This is a genomic window from Zhouia spongiae, from assembly GCF_022760175.1.
Lineage (GTDB): Bacteria > Bacteroidota > Bacteroidia > Flavobacteriales > Flavobacteriaceae > Zhouia > Zhouia spongiae.
Window position 1 is genome coordinate 1,090,330 of the sequence record NZ_CP094326.1, and the last position, 17,776, is coordinate 1,108,105.

Below are 17,776 nucleotides of genomic sequence, written 5' to 3' on the forward strand. Positions count from 1 at the left end.
GACGACTACAAATTAAAAAAACCTTTTAATCCGGACAGCATGCTTTGGGCTGCAAATGAAGCCAGGATCAATCCCATCACTTTACTGATAACGGTTATTCCGTATTCTCCGATCCGTTCCTGAACAAACCGGGCCGCTAAAAGCAACAAACAGGTAATAGCCAGAACAACCATTACCAATACTGAAGTCATTGCCTGCTGCTCTATCGAATACAGGTTGTTATCCGTCATCATTACCACCGCCATAATAGCACCGGGTGATGCTATAGAAGGTATGGCAATGGGGAACACAATTACATGTTTATAGTCTTTTATGGAGTGCTTTTCCCTTTCCGGCTTCCCCTCGCCAAAAATCATAGTCAACGCAAAAAGAAACAAGATAACTCCCCCGGAAACCTGAAAGGCATCTAACGAAATGGTCATTGCCTCCATGATAACCTGCCCTACTATGATAAAGAACAAAAGCACTCCTGCGGCAATAACAGTTCCTTTTACGGCTGTTTTCTTCTTTTCCCTCACGCTAAATTGCTTGGTAGCCTCTAAATAAACAGGCACAGAACCCAACGGGTCTATTACCGCTATCAGAAAGAATATTGTTTTTAAAATATCAGGCATCAATTTTTCAGTTTAATTCCGTTTGTAGTAAAAGACAAACCCTGCTGCCCTTTTGTAGATATCATCACCGCTTCAAAAAAGGGATCATTCACCCTTATATTTTCAGTAGCCCATTCAAAAATAAAATTACCTCCGACCCCTCCAAGGTTATCGGCTTCATCTATGATGATCTCTACAGTTTCTAAAGGCTTCAGGGAAATAGGTTTTTCAAAATACGATCTAATACGTTTACCATGGGTATCGAAGTAATCTGCCCGGGTAATATACACGACATCATCGGTATTTATATTTCTCATACTGACGGTTACAGTCAAAAAAGTAGTCTGGGATTCAGAAAAACTATAGATCTCAGAATAGACCGGCAAATATGTTACCCCTGTTAGAAGACTGTCTTTGTCACTCAACCGTACACTCCGCTTTTCCCAGTTTTCTGAACTCACAGAACTTATAGGACGTTCTTCATTACATGCCGTCAAAACAAAAAGAACGCTTATAATAAACAAACTATATTTCATAAATTATGATACTTGAACAATAAAGATATAAAATTAGGCCATTTATCCGGCCAGCTCTTGATGAATAACATCCCAACACTTTTTCTTTACAGCATTCTTATCTGCTGCAGTCAACCCGTCTGTTTCGATAAAACCCAACTTTTTAACACGCATGCTTCCCATACTTCCTTTAAAGAACTCATATGGGAATCGCTTCTTATTGTCATAAAACACTATTGGCACGATCGGAATCTGATGTTGTATTGCCAGTCTAAAGGCCCCGTCTTTAAAATTGTCCAGCAAAACATCCTCGTCCGGCACCCCTCCTTCCGGAAAAATACAAATACTTAATCCTTGATGTAATCTTTTTTGAGCTCTTTTGTAAACTGCCGACCTGCTCCCGGCACTATTTCTATCTACCATGATACATACCCTTTTGTAAAAAAAGCCAAAAACAGGGATTTTCACCAATTCTTTCTTCCCTACAAACACAAAAGGATTCGGAGATGCTTTTAACATAAGCATTATATCCGTCATACTCGTATGGTTTGCAGTTAACATATAACTCTTTCCCTTTTCCATTTTTTGCAAACGATCGATCCGGGGTATGAACCCCATTCCATACAGGATGATATTCGCCCATATATTTCTGGCCACCCAGAAAAACTGCGGGTATAACTTATCTGACGAAGATAGTACCAGCAGTACAGGAAACATAATAACAATCGGAACAGCAACCAGCACATAAAACCATATGCGCCATAATATGACCAGAAATTTTCTTAGCAGTATAATCATGAACCCAAAAATACACAATTTGTCAGGTTGTTTAGCACAAACCCTTTACCTTTGTGCTTCGTTGAAAATTTAAAAGATGGCGAGAATACTAACAGGAATTCAAAGTACCGGCACCCCGCATTTGGGGAATATATTGGGAGCAATTTTGCCGGCTATCGAAATGGCTCAGCAAAAAGAAAATGATTCATTTCTCTTTATAGCGAATATGCATTCGCTTACGCAAATCAAAGATGCCGAAACATTACGTAACAACACATATGCCGTGGCTGCTACCTGGTTAGCATGCGGGCTAGATATCGACAGGGTTGTTTTTTATCGTCAGAGTGATGTTCCTCAAACGGCAGAGCTTACCTGGTACCTGAGCTGTTTTTTCCCTTTTCAGCGGTTAACACTTGCACACTCGTTTAAAGACAAGGCAGACAGGCTTGAAGATGTAAATGCCGGATTATTTACGTATCCGATGCTAATGGCTGCGGACATCCTATTATACGATGCTGATATTGTTCCGGTAGGAAAAGATCAGTTGCAACACCTGGAAATCACCCGTGATGTGGCTTCCCGGCTTCACAACAAGATGGGAAAAGAAATTTTTGTACTGCCGGAAGGGAAAGTCCGCGAAGAATCGATGTATATACCCGGTACTGATGGTCATAAAATGAGTAAATCCAGAGGAAACCTCATCAATATCTTCCTGCCTGACAAAAAGTTACGAAAGCAGGTTATGGCAATTGAAACAGACAGCACACCGCTTGAAGAACCTAAAAACCCTGATACCTGTAATGTATTTGCATTATACAAAATATTAGGATCATCTGAACAGGTCGAACAAATGAGAGCTCTCTATCTGGGAGGAAACTACGGTTATGGTCATGCAAAACAAGCTTTGTTTGAATTGATCGTAGAAAGGTTTGCTGATGCCAGGGAGAAATTTAACTACTACATGGAAAACACCTCCGAAATTGACGAAGCTCTGGCCATCGGCGCCGAAAAAGCAGCTAAAGTAGCTGATAAAACACTTGAAAGAGTTCGTGAAACCCTCGGATACTAAACCAGAACACATATATTATACAAAAAAGCCTGCTTAAATGTTTAAGCAGGCTTTTTTAGGACTAGTCAAGTATTATTTTTAGAAGTTTACAGTATAAGTTAAGCTTTCAGCCGTTCCTTCTTCTTCAATTGTAACTTGTTTTTCCGTTACTTGCTCACCATCTAAAGCGATATACAATGTAACGCTATAAGGTTCAAAAACGGATCCATCCGCACTGGTATCATCCGTAAAATTCAATGTCATTACTGTTTCAGATGCTATATTCTGATCTATATAAGCTTTAGAATAAGGCAAATGTTCATTGCTATACGACTGGTCTCCCGCAGAGATGCCCTTCCCTTCTATCGAGCAACTGATATCAGACACTCTGCTGTTGTCAGAAGAAATGACATTAAATGTAATATCTACATTTTCTACGGCCCAGGATTCGCTGTTATCGTCAGAAGAACAAGCGAACATTACCATACTACAAATTAGCAGTGTTAAAATTCTTTTCATAATTTTTGGGGTTTAGAATAATTGCTTTAAAGCATCAAATGTAAAAATAGTAAAAAGTTTATTCAGCGATCAAGGTCTCCTCAAACAGTTTATAGATCCGGCGGTACTCATCAGACCAGCTTGAGGCCTCTATAAACCCATGATCTTCCATCGGAAACACAGCCAGATCCCAATTTTCCTTTTTCAGCTCAATCAATCGCTGAGATAACCTTACCACGTCTTGAAATTGTACGTTGCGGTCTATCATGCCATGCAGCATCAGCAAATTTCCTTTTAGCCCTTCGGCAAAATAAATAGGAGAACTTCGCTTGTATGCTTCAGGGTCATCTACCGGAGTGTTTAAGATATTGGCTGTATAGCCATGGTTATAATGCGCCCAGTCTGTTACCGAACGTAAGGCGGCTCCACTTTTAAAAGTATCAGCAGCAGTAAACATGGCCATGAGTGTCATAAAACCTCCGTAAGAGCCTCCATAAATACCCAGGCGATCTTTATCTATATCCTGCTCTTCTATTAAATATTTAGCACCATCAAGCTGGTCTTCCAGATCCTTGCCTCCCATATGACGATATATGGCTGTACGCCAATCGCGCCCATACCCTTCACTTGCCCTGTAATCGATAGCCAAAACAGTATAGCCGTTGTCTGCAAGGAAGTTGTGGAACATATACTCGCGATAATATGATGGCCACCAATAATGCACATTTTGTGTATAGCCGGCTCCGTGCACAAAAACAACGGCCGCTCCATTTTTCTTGTGAGCCTCAGGTTTATATAATGTAGCCGGTACTTTAACCCCATCTCTGGCCGTAAAATGAATGATCTCGGAATCCATCCAGTCATAAGCTTTAAAATCATCGGTAGTAGAATTTGTCAGCTGAACCATTGAAGCCCCTGCCTTATTAGGCATTACATACAACTCCCACGGTTTATTTGTATATGAATAACGTACTGCCAGCTGTTTTTCATCAGGAGAGACGGTTACTTCATGTCCTCCTTTTAAAGACGTGATCTGTATCAATTTGCCCCCTTTCACCGAAAGGTGATAAAAATGATGCTCATGAGGACTTACCTTATTGCTTGTTATATAAAAAGTTTTTTTATCTCCGGATAAGTTCACGTCAAGGATTTCAAACTCCCCTTTTGTCAAGGCTTTTATTCTACCTGTATTGACATTTGCCAGATACAAATGTGAATAACCGGTTTTTTCCGACTGGAACCATATATTCTGATCATCCAACCATCCTATTTCCGGCCTTGAAAACCATCCGACACCGGGACCGCCGATCCAGGCATCATCATGCTGCCTGTCGATTTGTTTTAAATCACCATTGGTAAGATCCAGAAGCATAATCCACCGATCTTTATAATCTGCAGAAGTTACGTTTACAACAGCTTTTCCGTCTTCAGAGAACACCGGTGACCCTACAGATACATTTCTGGGCTCTTCATAAACGTCTTTATATACAGATGGTTCTTCAGCGTATTCCTTCAGAAATGTAGGCTTATCAAAAACACCATCTATACCGTCAGTTTTAATTTGGTAACTATCGCCCGATTCGAGGTTTAATATCCAGGTCTCTGAGGTCGGTTGCGGACTCCCCACTTTGCTTCTGGAATACAGGTCCGTAGTATAACCGTTCTGTGTTACATAACTGGGTACAATCGTTCTTTTATCTTTCGGATAAGTGTACAGATGATAAACGACATAATTCAGGTCGGGTGAAATTCCTCCGATCCTCAATCTTTTATCCCCGATATAAACAGTCTCAGGCCGTTCAAATGCCATTTGTTCCCTTCTGTACTCTGTAGCAGCAGCTTCATCTTTTCGTTTCTGAAGAATTTCGAAATGTACTAATTGATCATCTTCCAGCCATTGATCCTGTTCATTCAAACCGGGTTCTTTTTTCCCGTTTCCGCTCTTGAAATCGGTAAGCTGGACAACAGCTCCTGTTTTTATATCCCATGTAAAAAGATTATTGTCTTTCTGATATACAATTGATCTTTGATCTCCTGAAAACCGAGGATTCGATTCTACAGACAGGGTATTTGTTACACGTTTAGGTGAATATGTCGCTAAATCCATCAAGAACAGGTCTCCTCCTTTTTCATAGACCTTCCATTTGGAATCTTTTGAATAAACCCCGGCATTTGATCTTTGCTTTAGGTCTTTAAAAGAAAGTTTTCTGATCGCTTTTGACCTTACATTAACCCCGTAAGCAGAACGGATGGTATCGTTGTCAGGGTTCCAGCTAAAAAAAATATTCTTGCTGTCATCAGACCATCGTATCCCTGTAGGGAGGTACCCTACAAAATCTTCTCCTTTCATTATTCGATCTATGGAGAGTTGAGATTGGTTTTTATCTTGTCCGAAACAAGCAGCAGATACAAAAACAAAAAGGAGGAAAAAAAGACGTTTCATATTAAATTCTAAATAGGTTTGAAATAACGTTTTGGTCTGCCAATTTAAAAGATTTTACTTTAACCCCGAAATCCAATAAACGTTAAACTGCTTCAAACAGCTTTCCCGGCAAAGGACGGACAACCCCTTTCATTTCCATTCCAAGCAGCGTTGAAGATAACACATGAACCGGCAAATCACAATTCAGGGCGATAACATCCAGCAGTTGTTTTCCATTTTCTTCGAGATATTTATAGATGTGTTTTTCCGTATCATCGAGCTCTACAAAGAGTTGTTTCTGCACCACAGGTTCGGGCCTTTGTTCTATATCCCAGTTGAGGATATAAATTAAATCGGCCGCTGATGTCAACACATGGGCTTTTTGTTGTTTGATCAGGTTATTGCAACCAACACTGTATTTGTCTGTAGTTCTGCCCGGCACGGCAAATACCTCACGATTGTATGACTGGGCAATATCGGCCGTTACCAGGCTACCGCCTCTTTCAGCCGATTCGATGACGATCGTTGCTTCGGATACACCTGCTATAACACGGTTTCGTTTCAGAAAGTTGTTCCGTTCAGGCTTGCTTGTGCTCCAGAAATCAGTATAAAAGCCGCCATTTTGTTCTACCTGCGGCACATATCTTTTATGGGTTTTCGGATACACCTGATTGAGTCCGTGTGCCAGGCATCCAATGGTTTGAAGACCATGCCTGATTGCTGCCTTCTGAGCACAAATATCGACCCCATACGCAAATCCGCTTACTATTGTTGGATTAAGCACAGCCAGGTCTTCGATCAATTTCTCGCAAAAGACCTTTCCATACATGGTCATCTGCCGTGTTCCTACGATACTGATTACCCGTTGCTGTTTTATCTTTATCGCCCCTGATGAAAACAATAGGATCGGAGCATCCATACAATGTTTTAATTTCTGGGGATAAGTAGCGTCTGAATAATAATGACAATCGATGTGTTCTTTTTTAATGAATTGAAGTTCTTTCTCGGCAGCGGCCATGTGCTTTAAATCTTTCAATTCATCGAGGGCATTTTTTCTTATGCCTCCCAGCTTTAATAAATGACCGGGCCTGTCTTTAAAAACAGCTTCGGCACTGCCACATTGCTGAATAAGTCTTTTGGCAGTAATATCGCCTATCCCCGCACAATGCTGCAAAGCCAGAACATATATTAAAGAATCATCGTTCAATATATAAGAATTTTCATCGTTAAAAATAAATAAAATATTTAAGAAATAGCTCCGTTAGCAAAAACATCTGATCATTTGATTTTTTAAAAGGTGAAAAAAATGTTTTTATAACTTATTGGCGTACAACTGTAAAATATACCCCTTGTGAAAACTGTTAATAAAATGTTTGATAACTATCTTCCCCGTAAATCTTTTTTTACAATCTTTGTTTTATGAGATTAGAAAAATATATCAGCGATTTATTATACAGGTACCAATGTATTACTGTGCCTGGCTTTGGTTCTTTCCTAACACAAAACCAGCCTGCCGCAGTAGATACTCATACAAATACTTTCTATCCGCCTACCAAGCTGCTGTCATTTAATGCACAGCTTAAATCTAATGACGGGTTATTAACAAAATATGTCTCGGAGGTTGAACATATTTCATATGAAGAAGCCGCCAAACAGCTTGAGGAAGTTGTTATACGCTGGAAAAAATCACTTGAAAACAAAGAAAAAATCAATCTCAAAAACATAGGCGATCTCTCTTTTTCTGAAGACGGGAAATTTATATTCGACCCTGTTAATGAGGTTAACTATCTTACCTCATCCTTTGGCTTGTCGTCATTAGTTACTCCAAGCATCACCAGAGAAATATTCAAACAAGAAGTAGAAGAACTCGAAGCGCAAACTCCGATTTTATTTACTCCCGAACGAAGAGCCCGAAGATCATACCTGAAATATGCTGCTCTATTCTTACTGGCAATATCTGCAGGGACCATAGGGTACCAATTGATGAACAATCAGCAGGTTAAAAACTACCAGGTCGTAGCACAGGAAGCTCAAGAGCAAGTTCAAAAAAACATACAGGAGGCTACTTTTTTTAATACCACTCCGATCGAAATGCCTTCGATTACACTCGATTTGGTTAAAGAGCCGTTAAAATACCATATAGTAGCAGGCGCATTCAGAGTTGAAGAAAATGCAGACAAAAGGATTGTGCAATTACAAGACAAAGGCTACAAAGCAGAAAAAATTGGCGTAAACAGATACGGTTTACATCAGGTAGCTTATGCCAGCTTTGCAGATGTCGATGATGCATTGAACTTTTTAAGAAAAATCAAAACCAAAGAGTCATCAGAAGCATGGCTGTTGGTCTCAGAATAATTTTTTCTACAGGAGAAAAACCTTCGCATGTGCTTGCGAAGGTTTTTTATTAAATTTCTTGCCAATTTTACGGCATTTATAATTACCCGTTGCTTTTCTCATTGGTTCTGCCATTCAAATCGTACGAATTCTTCATTTTTAACGGGTTGCCACAAATTCTTTTTTCGCTTAAGTAAACAGCCCTTATCTTTGTTAAAAACATTACGCCATGGACGCAAAGACGCCTAGTGAATCGAGAACCACAATGACTGATCTGGTTTTACCCAGTGAAACCAATCCCTTAAACAATCTTTTCGGCGGGGAATTACTAGCCAGAATGGACCGGGCGGCAAGTATTGCTGCGCGCAGACACAGCAGACGTATAACCGTTACGGCTTCAGTGAATCACGTTGCTTTTAACCGGGCTGTACCTTTAGGAAGTGTCGTTACGGTAGAAGCAGCCGTTTCCAGGGCCTTTAAAAGCTCTATGGAAATCTACATAGATGTGTGGATAGAGGACAGGGAGAGTGGCAGCCGAACCAAGGCCAACGAAGCTATTTATACTTTTGTTGCTGTTGATGAAACGGGAAGACCCGTTGCAGTACCTCCGTTAAAACCTGAAACTGAACTTGAACACCAACGCTTTGACGCTGCGCTCCGCAGAAAACAATTAAGCCTGGTACTGGCAGGAAAAATGAAACCAAATGATGCTACCGAATTAAAGGCACTGTTTACAGATAATTAAAGAGCCTGTCTAAAAAGAGATAAGCGTTGTCAGTTCGGGCATTGCTGAAATGAAAGTATATTTTTATTGAAAATACACAGCATCGTTATCGGGAACCAACAGCAATTGACGATCAACAGTTTTCGACTTTAGTTTATCCTGAGCTATATAGCCGAAGGGTTCAAAACCTGGCATCCGGTTTAAAAACACCTTTTTAGACGGCCTCTTTTACATTTTATTGATCCAGTTTGACGGGTTTTCAAATTTATCGTTTCCGTATATATTAAATTTAATTACGGTTTCGTTCGTAGCTTTGTTGGTAAATATAACCCCCAGTTCTTGTTTTCCCTTAACACTTTGCCCTTCTTTTACAGACACCTGATCCAGGTTATTATATACGGAAATGTAATCGCCATGCTGTACGAGTACAGATTTATTCCCTCCTTTAATTATTTGAACCGCCAGTACCTTCCCATCGAAGATAGCTCTGGCTTTGGCTCCTTTTTCCGTCGAAATACGCACTCCTTTGTAGCTAACATAAACCGATTTTACAACCGGATGTCTTTGTTTGCCAAACCTGCTTATAACGATTCCTTTTTCTACCGGCCACGGTAATCGCCCTTTATTAGCCTGAAAATTATTGCCTATCAGTTTAGCCTCAGGGGTTAATGCAAAACTTGAAGCCTTGGTTGTCGTTGTCTTTGATGTGGATTTTGCAGTATTGTTTTTAGCTGCTTTGGCCTTGGATCTGGCTATAGCCTCACGAATGATCCTTTCTATTTGAGCATCAATCGCATCGGCCTCCTTTTGTTTTTTACGGATCTGTGCAGCATACTGGCTCTCTTTCTTTTTAATACTTGCTATCAACTCCTGCTGATCGGCTTTTTCCTCTTCAAGTTTTTTCTGCTCTTCACGGTTTTGGGCCACCAGCTTATCTTTCTCTTTTTTCTGCACCACCAAATTCTTATTTAACTCTTGAAGTTCTGTTGTCTTGGACTGAATTTGTTCTCCCTGTTCTTTCCGGTAATCGGTATATTGTTTCATATACATGAATCGTTTATATCCCTGAAAGAAATTATCTGACGACAATAAAAACATCAACCTGCTTTCTTGCGACTTGCTTTTGTATGATTTTTGGATCATGGCTGCATAGTCTTCTTTTAACGACTCCAACTCATTCCTTAAACGGGAAATATTATCCAGGTTGGTATTGATCTGTCTGTTTAAAAGATTTGCCTGACTATTTGTTACCCGAATGAGTTGCTCCCTGACTTTTATCTTTTGATCAAGGCTTTCCACCTCACCCAACACATTTGCTTTCTCTTTTCTCTGTTCAGAAAGCAACGAATTGATTTGTTTGATCTGTTGCTCCAAGCGTTTTTTCTGAGCCTCCAATTCTTTTTGCTTTTGAGTTTGAGCATATCCTCCACAGCATACAAAAAATGCTGTTAGAAGTACTAAAACTAAATTTGATCGCTGTTTAGTAGGCATATTATTTTACGGTAAGCTGTTTAAACCCTTTAGGGATTTTATATGGGAATGAAACTTTTTGATTAAACTCGATATTCTTATACTCAAGGTCTATTTTCGTCTGATTGCTTCCCTCGTTGGCCAATATAGTAATCTGCCCGGGGAAAGGCCTCCCGCCAATCTGATCATACTTATCGTATGCAATCATCAACATCCTGTTATTAGCTGATTGTGTTAAACGCTGTACTGCCATCTTAAAGTTGAGCGGATCGATCAGGAATAATTTTTCGAACAAGGTTATATCTTGTCTGGGTTTGAGCTGATACTTGTTCTGAACAACAGCAGCATCATATTTTTCATTTTTTAAATCGAACAGCGCCTGTCCTAACAACATATTCTGAACTTTTTGAAAATCCAGAGACGTACCTAACAACTGACTTAAATATGAGAAATCGCCATCAAAATAGGTGTTATCAAGCTTATTATAAAAACTTACCCTATCCGGTGTTATATAGACCTTCACCACTCCTAATGTTGCACTCAACCATATAGCTTTATCTTTTTCCATTCGCAATGTAACAGAGTTCGACATGGAGGTTTCTTGATTTTCAAATCCTATTTTAATCCGGCCCCTTATAGTGTTAAAGTCAAGCTCGTTTTTATAGTGGTTTTTAATTATGGTTCTTGCCGACAGCCCTTCAATGGCGTCTGTAGACACCATAGCCTTTTTACTGCCACATGACTGCATCGTAATTGCCACCGGAAGGAACAGAAAGGCTATATATTTTTTTATCTTCAATTTCATTTATTTTTATCCGTTAAGCTTGCTCTTATATTGATTTTCCTTCTTCACATTACCCAGTGCCTTATATGCTAACACCAATTGTTTGTATATATTGTTTTGAAGTTTCATGTCGTCGATGATATAATTCAATCCCATTTCTAAATACTCAACTGCTTCCTCATGCCTTTTTAAGCCATTTAAAGCAACTCCCTTACAATAATAAGCCTCAGGATGGGAAGGATAATTTTCTAATGTCTGCGTTGCCATCGATAATAAATCAGCATAACTCTCCACCTTTATTAATCCGTACATTTCAATAATGGCCTGATCTATATCTCCAGGAGCTTCCACCCCCCCTTCTTCTTGCCTGTCTTCAGATGTGTCATTTTGTTCCAATACCGAATTCAGATGTCCTCTAAGACTATCCAGAAGATAACTCTGTCCATACATCTCCTCAAGTTCATCAATCAAGGTCAGTACCTCCTTGTATCTTCCGGTTTGAGAATATAAAAAGGCCAGGTTTTGCTTAAAGTAAGGTTTTTTTTCTGCTAATTTAACAGCAAGTTCAATAGCTTTTTCTGCATTTCGCTGTCGCTCGTACACTTTTAGCAAAGCTTCAAGATACCATATGTTATCCGGATTGCTATTAACAATCGGCTCCAGATAGGATACCGCTCTTTCGTACTGCTTAAGGTCCGTATAGTTTTTCCCTAACTCAAAGTCAATCACCAAATTTTCAGGGGCTATCTCCTTACACTTTAACAGATGGGTTACCGCCCTGTCAAAATTTTCAATCCCCCTTTGTTTCATGGCCTCATAAAAATGTTCCTGAAACTCGTCTTCAACAATTTCATTCGTTGTATCGGCATTTACCTCTTCCTGAGCAGTTGTTAGCTGCAGAAAAAATATTCCTGCAAACAGGGTCGCTATTTTGAGATAATGCTTCATGTTCAACCTGTTTTTTTATTCCAATACAGAGTAATCGCCTATACTGACATCGGTAAACTCTCCATTAAACCTGGCATGATTCCCTATCATAGCATTATCTAAGTTAGCATTTTTTATACTTGCATTTGTTTGAACGAGGCTATTTTTTATAGTTGAGTTCTCAACTACACACCCATCTCCCAAGGATACGTTTGGTCCTACGGTGGCATTAACAAGAACAACATTTTCACCAATATAACAAGGCTCAATTATGCTTGCATTTTGCAAGCTTACACTATTGGCTATTAACTCTTCGCCATCGCTATGTACAAATCCCAAAACTTTTCCATTCGTTTCGACAGTAACGTTTTTATTTCCGCAATCCATCCATTCGTCTACCTTACCTGGTACAAACTTCATGCCTTTATCCATCATGGCTTTAATACCGTCGTTGATCTGGTATTCGCCCCCATGAATAATATTATCATCCAGTACTTTTTGAAGTTCATTCCTTAAAACCCCTGCATCCTTAAAATAATAGATTCCTATAACTGCCAGATCAGAAACAAACTCTTGTGGTTTTTCCACCAAACCTACAATATTATTGTTATCTAAACTAACAACCCCATAGGCCTCAGGGTTTTCTACCTGTTTCACCCAAATAACACTGTCTGCCGATCCGTCGAGGTTAAAATCAGCCTTGAACAAAGTGTCTGCATAAGCAATTACACATGGCCCGGACAATGAATCCTTGGCACACATGATGGCATGTCCTGTTCCCAATGGTTCATCCTGATAGTAAATAGTACCTTTGGCATCTAACTTCCCTGCAATTGCCAAAAGATCTTTTTCCACTTCCTTTCCAAAACTTCGATGAATAATAAATGCAACTTCGTCTAAGTCCTGTTTTAAAACCTGGGCGATATCTTCAACCAGACGTTGCACAATCGGCTTGCCTGCTATAGGAATTAAAGGTTTCGGTACTGTTAAGGTATGTGGTCGTAAACGAGAACCTCTTCCCGCCATGGGTACTATAATTTTCATTATAAGGTGGTATTAATTAATCAGTTAGTATTATGTGTCTTACTTAATTCCGGTGCTTCCAAAGCCCCCTGCTCCCCTGGTTGTTTCATTCAGCACTTCAACTTCTTCCCAATGTGCCCGTTCATGCTTTGCGACTACCAATTGCGCCACGCGCTCGCCATTCTCTATCACAAAAGGTTCGTTAGACAGGTTTACGAGTATCACTCCAATCTCCCCTCTATAGTCAGCATCTACAGTTCCCGGGGCATTTAATACGGTAATTCCTTTTTTAGCTGCAAGGCCACTTCGAGGTCTAACCTGTGCTTCATAACCTACCGGCAATTCAATAAATAAACCTGTTTTTACGATTGTACGTTCTAACGGTTTCAATGTAACCGGCTCTTTAAGATTAGCCCTCAAGTCCATTCCCGCTGAAGCCTCAGTTTCGTATTCCGGTAAGGCGTGTTGTGATTTGTTAATAATCTTTATCGTCATGATCTTTTCAATATTTTTTTGAGTTCGTTTTTTTCCAAGAGAATTATCATCAGCAAAAATAATAAAACAAACAGGGTGCCGATGTATAGGTTTCTATCAAATACATAAAACGACAATATAGCCATAATTATAGATGTTAACAGATATGCTCCTATCTTTTTAAGATTGTATGGAATAGGATAATGTTTCCTTCCGTAGTAATAAGAAACCATCATCATGGTAGCATAAGCAGATAAAGTTGCAATAGCTGATGCTTTATATCCTATTTTATTTATTAAAAGAAAGTTTAAAGCCAATGTAATACAAGCACCTGCTACCGATATATAAGCGCCATATCTTGTTCTATCTGTAATTTTATACCAAACAGACAGGTTGTGATATATCCCTAAACAGAGATTCGCCAGTAAAATGAACGGAACGACCCAAAGCGCTTCCCAGTAAGCAGCCTTAGGCATTAATATATACTTTAACAAATCTGAGTAAGCTACTACAGACAAGAGAATAAATGACCCGAAAATTGTAAAATACAATAAGATGCTGGCGTAGGTCTTTTTAGCATCATCTTTGTCAGCATTACTGAAGAAGAACGGCTCAACACCCAATTTAAACGCTGTGATAAACAGGGTCATAAAAACTCCCATTTTGTAACATGCAGCATAAATTCCGACTATTTCTTTTGCCGTGTCTTGTGGCAATAGATAATTTAATATTATTTTATCAGCCACTTCATTTATTGAGAATGCTATCCCGGCTATTAAAACAGGCATTGCATATTTCATCATACGTCTCCATACTTCAATATTAAACTTGAGGCCTATTTTCCTGTATAGAGGCAACACCGTTAAAAGAGTTACCAAGCTTGCTATCAGATTAGAAATAAAGATATAATTCACTTTATCTTCAAACATATAGCTTCCCGGAAATTCTGATTCTTCTAGTGAGATTTGAGAGATTACAAGAAACAGAATTAAATTCATACTGAAATTAATACTAACATTAAGTATTTTTATAACTGAATATTTAAGCGGCATCTCCTGGTTTCTCAGCCATGCGAATGGGATTACCACTAATGCATCCAATACCAAAATACCTATAGCTAAAAGGACGTAATCTAATTTAAGTTCAAGCCATTGTGCTATATGGCGACTAAAAGTAAACGCTAACACCCCAAAAACAACAGAAGTAATTGCCAAAGAGGTTAATGCAGTTGATTGAACATCGGATTTACGTTGACCTTTATTCATAAACCTGAAAAAAGCGGTCTCCATTCCATAAGACAACACCACATTTCCAAAAACAATGTATGCAAATATTACAGAAAATTTGCCAAACTCAGCTTCAGATGGAAGCTGGTCGATATAAAATGGCGTCAGGATAAAGCTTAAAATACGAGGTAATACGGTAGCTACCCCGTAAATGAATGTATGCTTAAAAAGCTTTTTAAGTGCACTCAACTAATGAATTTTTATTTGGGTTAAAAGTAAGGCTTTAGTAACGAGCTACAAAGTTTTAGTTTTTTGTTTTATCAGGATACACGATGGATGTTGTTTCTTTAATACCGGAAACCTTATAATATTTTGTTTCCCCATTTACCATAAAACTAACAACCGCTTCGTAGGGACTTAACTCAAAAGGACTCCGTTTTATTATAACCGGAGGTTGATTTATGCTTTCTTTTTTCGGATCGGCATGCATGATAACATCTCCCGGCTCTTGTTTATTCATAAAACGTGCAACGTACACTACATAAGAGCCTCGTTTAATCTTTTCTGGATGTACGATCCGACCTCTGAAGTGAACACTGTCTATAACTGTATCGACATCGTTCTCTAAAGGGAAAAATAAATTTATTCCTGTCTCCTTACTGTTTTCTCTTGTCCAGTTTTCTATTGCAATTTCTCCGAAACGAAAAGGGATTTCATCTTGTCCGGCATATTGCTGTGAACTGCCGCATTGAGCAAAACTGAAAATTAAAAACCCACCTAAAATATACCTGCTAAAACTTTTCATGATTTTCTTCTTATGTGTTGTTAAATATACTCTTTTCAAATTTGATGCCATATAAATCAATCCTGTGCCGTAGCTCTCAAAAATAAAACTTTCAGACAGCTATGGTATTTATATTTATTAGACTATATATTTACCTCATAAACCCAAATCTTATAATAAATGAAATTATTATTTAAATCTTTCGTTTGCTCTTTTTTAATTCTATCATGCAGCGACAGCGAACACATCGCTGATATTCAGGTTAAAACCTATTCTTTTGATTCTGAAAGCAATTCTAATCTAATGTTTCAGGACGATGAAGAACAAGAGCTAATGGTTTCTGAATGGAGAACATACGAAATCAGTAAAGTAATCAGAGTTAAAGCTGTAGACCATAAAACAATTGAAGTGGCCAATTTTACACCTGTCGATCTTGAGGATGTTACTATTTTAGCTAACATTGAAGGAGTTGAAGGCTCCGTAAACTTGTTTAAGATATCAAAAATAAGGGCACATGGAAAACAGGAAATCGACTATCCCTTTACGGGAAACACATCCTTGTTTTTAAACAGCAGAAACGAAGAGGTAGATCTTTCCATTTATAAAGAAACCGGTATAGCTCCTGATAAGATTACATTTGATTTTTCCGGAGACAGTCAGATAATCCAGCAATTAAAAAGCCTGGGGAAACTTAACTGGAAAATAAAATACCATGATTTTGATCCGGATAATGATCCCGGAAATAATTGGGCAGAAGATATTAGCCCTAAAGATGTTCGCCGATTTACCGGGTTAATGATTAATCTGGGGATGGTTTTTGCCTCAGATGCATTCAAAAATGAATTTATTGATGAAATCATTGTAGGTAATGACGGTGTCACTCAGTTGACAAAAGGAGAAAAAGAAGCTGCTTATAATGCTATTCTAAACAAAGAGCGTTACAACTGCGGCAAGGTAGTTAATGTTTCAGGTCTGGGAGGAGGCGCTACACTTGGTTTTGCCGAACATATCCTTAGAGATTATATTAGAAAGGAGACCGGTTTTATCACAGCACATGAGATAGGACATACTATCGGCTACAATCATTCGTCTAACATGACCTATCCGCATGAAATAAACGGAATAAGCACCGGTATAAGTCCTGTTACTACACGAATTATGAACCGGTTTTTTGAAAGCGGATCATTTCCTGTAACCCCGGAAAATTATTATATGCCTTCAGACTTTGAATAGGTTCAATAAAAAAGGGCGTCTTTTCGACACCCTTTTTTTATATAATTACTGTAATCAGTCTTAATTATTCAATGCTTCAGCACCTCCAACAATTTCAAGGATCTCTGCAGTAATAGCTGCCTGACGAGCCTTGTTGTATGTTAAAGTAAGTTCAGCCTTCAACTCTCCTGCATTATCAGTTGCTTTATGCATCGCAGTCATACGGGCACCATGCTCTGAAGCAAATGAATCGCGTATTGCTTTATAAAGCTGTGTTTTAAGTGATTTAGGAATCAATGTCTCTATGATTTCGGCCTTACTAGGCTCATAGATATAATCCAGCGATACACTTTCATCAAAATCAGCAGGTGCAATTGGCAAGAAATCTTCAGCTAACACTGCTTGTGTGGCTGCATTTTTAAAATGATTGTACAACAACACTATTTTATCATAGGTTCCTTCGGCGTATAAATTCATCAACTGCTGCCCGATCTCCGCAACATTATCGAAGGTGAGATCATCAAAAACAGCATTGTTATTTTCAATAACCGTAAAACGCTTTTTAAGGATATCGTTTCCTTTTTTACCTATCGTAATAAAGTTAACTTCCTTTCCGGCATACTCTTCAGTAGCTAATTTAACAGCACCTTTAATAATATTTGTATTGAAAGCACCACATAACCCCCTGTTAGATGTAATTGCTACTACCAACACCTTATTAACTTCACGCTGTTCAGCAAAAACACTTCCTGAATCGCCTTCTAAAGTAGCACTTAAGCCTTGTAGCAATTCGGTTAGCTTATCTGCATACGGACGCATTGCTGTAATTGCATCCTGGGCTTTTTTCAACTTTGCAGCAGATACCATTTTCATAGCACTTGTAATCTGCATAGTTGATGAAACCGAAGTTATTCTACCGCGTATTTCTTTTAAGTTCGCCATTTATTCGTTAGTATTTAGTATTG

General features: G+C 38.8%; 18 protein-coding genes. 4 read left to right on the forward strand and 14 right to left on the reverse strand.

Annotated features, from left to right (window positions below; all coding sequences use genetic code 11):
- Positions 1–5: 5 nt before the first annotated feature.
- Genes MQE36_RS04795 through MQE36_RS04805 form a run of 3 tightly spaced genes read right to left on the reverse strand, consistent with a single transcriptional unit; the run spans position 6 to position 1,906 of the window.
- On the reverse strand, positions 6–614 hold the full coding sequence (locus MQE36_RS04795; RefSeq protein WP_242938039.1) for a MarC family protein: 609 nt from the start codon (positions 612–614) through the stop codon (positions 6–8).
- Positions 614–1,129 (reverse strand): DUF3124 domain-containing protein, encoded by a 516-nt coding sequence (locus tag MQE36_RS04800; protein WP_242938040.1) that lies wholly within the window; start codon positions 1,127–1,129, stop codon positions 614–616. Before MQE36_RS04800 ends, MQE36_RS04795 begins: the two co-directional genes overlap by 1 nt.
- 42 nt (positions 1,130–1,171) lie before the next feature.
- On the reverse strand, positions 1,172–1,906 hold the full coding sequence (locus MQE36_RS04805) for a lysophospholipid acyltransferase family protein (RefSeq protein ID WP_242938041.1): 735 nt from the start codon (positions 1,904–1,906) through the stop codon (positions 1,172–1,174).
- Between the two features lie 76 nt (positions 1,907–1,982).
- Here MQE36_RS04805 and trpS point away from each other — a divergent pair, with 76 nt between their 5' ends.
- Positions 1,983–2,954, forward strand: coding sequence for a tryptophan--tRNA ligase (gene trpS, locus MQE36_RS04810; protein ID WP_242938042.1), 972 nt, complete (start codon positions 1,983–1,985; stop codon positions 2,952–2,954).
- 78 nt (positions 2,955–3,032) lie between these two features.
- Here trpS and MQE36_RS04815 read toward each other — a convergent pair whose 3' ends face one another.
- The 3 genes from MQE36_RS04815 to dprA form a co-directional block, all read right to left on the reverse strand.
- Complete coding sequence (locus MQE36_RS04815; protein ID WP_242938043.1) at positions 3,033–3,452, reverse strand: hypothetical protein; 420 nt, start codon at positions 3,450–3,452, stop codon at positions 3,033–3,035.
- A gap of 58 nt (positions 3,453–3,510) precedes the next feature.
- Positions 3,511–5,874, reverse strand: coding sequence for an alpha/beta fold hydrolase (locus MQE36_RS04820; protein WP_242938044.1), 2,364 nt, complete (start codon positions 5,872–5,874; stop codon positions 3,511–3,513).
- 82 nt (positions 5,875–5,956) lie between these two features.
- A complete protein-coding gene (gene dprA / locus MQE36_RS04825; RefSeq protein ID WP_242938045.1) occupies positions 5,957–7,060 on the reverse strand; it encodes a DNA-processing protein DprA in 1,104 nt (367 codons plus the stop codon).
- 212 nt (positions 7,061–7,272) lie between these two features.
- Between dprA and MQE36_RS04830 the strand changes: the two genes are divergently transcribed.
- Positions 7,273–8,208 (forward strand): HU domain-containing protein, encoded by a 936-nt coding sequence (locus tag MQE36_RS04830; protein ID WP_242938046.1) that lies wholly within the window; start codon positions 7,273–7,275, stop codon positions 8,206–8,208.
- A 208-nt stretch (positions 8,209–8,416) separates the two neighbouring features.
- Entirely contained in the window at positions 8,417–8,932 is a 516-nt protein-coding gene (locus MQE36_RS04835; protein ID WP_242938047.1) for an acyl-CoA thioesterase, read from the forward strand.
- Between the two features lie 207 nt (positions 8,933–9,139).
- Here the strand turns inward: MQE36_RS04835 and MQE36_RS04840 are convergent, their stop codons facing one another.
- Genes MQE36_RS04840 through MQE36_RS04870 form a run of 7 tightly spaced genes read right to left on the reverse strand, consistent with a single transcriptional unit; the run spans position 9,140 to position 15,620 of the window.
- On the reverse strand, positions 9,140–10,402 hold the full coding sequence (locus tag MQE36_RS04840) for a murein hydrolase activator EnvC family protein (RefSeq protein ID WP_242938048.1): 1,263 nt from the start codon (positions 10,400–10,402) through the stop codon (positions 9,140–9,142).
- 1 nt (position 10,403) lies between these two features.
- The gene (gene lolB1 / locus MQE36_RS04845; protein WP_242938049.1) at positions 10,404–11,186 is read right to left on the reverse strand and encodes a lipoprotein insertase outer membrane protein LolB1; all 783 of its coding nucleotides are present in this window, start codon (positions 11,184–11,186) and stop codon (positions 10,404–10,406) included.
- A gap of 6 nt (positions 11,187–11,192) precedes the next feature.
- Entirely contained in the window at positions 11,193–12,113 is a 921-nt protein-coding gene (locus MQE36_RS04850; RefSeq protein ID WP_242938050.1) for a tetratricopeptide repeat protein, read from the reverse strand.
- Positions 12,114–12,128: 15 nt separating this feature from the next.
- Positions 12,129–13,136 carry a sugar phosphate nucleotidyltransferase gene (locus MQE36_RS04855; RefSeq protein ID WP_242938051.1) on the reverse strand — a complete coding sequence of 336 codons (1,008 nt, stop codon included), beginning with the start codon at positions 13,134–13,136 and terminating at the stop codon, positions 12,129–12,131.
- A 39-nt stretch (positions 13,137–13,175) separates the two neighbouring features.
- Entirely contained in the window at positions 13,176–13,610 is a 435-nt protein-coding gene (gene dut / locus MQE36_RS04860) for a dUTP diphosphatase (protein ID WP_242938052.1), read from the reverse strand.
- Positions 13,607–15,064, reverse strand: coding sequence for a lipopolysaccharide biosynthesis protein (locus MQE36_RS04865; protein WP_242938053.1), 1,458 nt, complete (start codon positions 15,062–15,064; stop codon positions 13,607–13,609). Before MQE36_RS04865 ends, dut begins: the two co-directional genes overlap by 4 nt.
- 55 nt (positions 15,065–15,119) lie before the next feature.
- Complete coding sequence (locus MQE36_RS04870) at positions 15,120–15,620, reverse strand: hypothetical protein (RefSeq protein ID WP_242938054.1); 501 nt, start codon at positions 15,618–15,620, stop codon at positions 15,120–15,122.
- 159 nt (positions 15,621–15,779) lie between these two features.
- On the opposite strand from MQE36_RS04870, the gene MQE36_RS04875 reads away from it, so the two are divergent.
- Positions 15,780–16,832, forward strand: coding sequence for a hypothetical protein (locus MQE36_RS04875; protein ID WP_242938055.1), 1,053 nt, complete (start codon positions 15,780–15,782; stop codon positions 16,830–16,832).
- A gap of 60 nt (positions 16,833–16,892) precedes the next feature.
- Here the strand turns inward: MQE36_RS04875 and atpG are convergent, their stop codons facing one another.
- Entirely contained in the window at positions 16,893–17,753 is an 861-nt protein-coding gene (gene atpG / locus MQE36_RS04880; RefSeq protein WP_242938056.1) for an ATP synthase F1 subunit gamma, read from the reverse strand.
- Positions 17,754–17,776: the final 23 nt, after the last annotated feature.

What these genes read in the sequence shown, in the direction of transcription:
- MQE36_RS04795 (WP_242938039.1), bottom strand. Translation starts at nt 614, where the DNA reads ATGCCTGATATTTTAAAAACAATATTCTTTCTGATAGCGGTAATAGAC.
- MQE36_RS04800 (WP_242938040.1), bottom strand. Translation starts at nt 1,129, where the DNA reads ATGAAATATAGTTTGTTTATTATAAGCGTTCTTTTTGTTTTGACGGCA.
- MQE36_RS04805 (WP_242938041.1), bottom strand. Translation starts at nt 1,906, where the DNA reads ATGATTATACTGCTAAGAAAATTTCTGGTCATATTATGGCGCATATGG.
- trpS (WP_242938042.1), top strand. Translation starts at nt 1,983, where the DNA reads ATGGCGAGAATACTAACAGGAATTCAAAGTACCGGCACCCCGCATTTG.
- MQE36_RS04815 (WP_242938043.1), bottom strand. Translation starts at nt 3,452, where the DNA reads ATGAAAAGAATTTTAACACTGCTAATTTGTAGTATGGTAATGTTCGCT.
- MQE36_RS04820 (WP_242938044.1), bottom strand. Translation starts at nt 5,874, where the DNA reads ATGAAACGTCTTTTTTTCCTCCTTTTTGTTTTTGTATCTGCTGCTTGT.
- MQE36_RS04830 (WP_242938046.1), top strand. Translation starts at nt 7,273, where the DNA reads ATGAGATTAGAAAAATATATCAGCGATTTATTATACAGGTACCAATGT.
- MQE36_RS04835 (WP_242938047.1), top strand. Translation starts at nt 8,417, where the DNA reads ATGGACGCAAAGACGCCTAGTGAATCGAGAACCACAATGACTGATCTG.
- MQE36_RS04840 (WP_242938048.1), bottom strand. Translation starts at nt 10,402, where the DNA reads ATGCCTACTAAACAGCGATCAAATTTAGTTTTAGTACTTCTAACAGCA.
- lolB1 (WP_242938049.1), bottom strand. Translation starts at nt 11,186, where the DNA reads ATGAAATTGAAGATAAAAAAATATATAGCCTTTCTGTTCCTTCCGGTG.
- MQE36_RS04850 (WP_242938050.1), bottom strand. Translation starts at nt 12,113, where the DNA reads ATGAAGCATTATCTCAAAATAGCGACCCTGTTTGCAGGAATATTTTTT.
- MQE36_RS04855 (WP_242938051.1), bottom strand. Translation starts at nt 13,136, where the DNA reads ATGAAAATTATAGTACCCATGGCGGGAAGAGGTTCTCGTTTACGACCA.
- dut (WP_242938052.1), bottom strand. Translation starts at nt 13,610, where the DNA reads ATGACGATAAAGATTATTAACAAATCACAACACGCCTTACCGGAATAC.
- MQE36_RS04870 (WP_242938054.1), bottom strand. Translation starts at nt 15,620, where the DNA reads ATGAAAAGTTTTAGCAGGTATATTTTAGGTGGGTTTTTAATTTTCAGT.
- MQE36_RS04875 (WP_242938055.1), top strand. Translation starts at nt 15,780, where the DNA reads ATGAAATTATTATTTAAATCTTTCGTTTGCTCTTTTTTAATTCTATCA.
- atpG (WP_242938056.1), bottom strand. Translation starts at nt 17,753, where the DNA reads ATGGCGAACTTAAAAGAAATACGCGGTAGAATAACTTCGGTTTCATCA.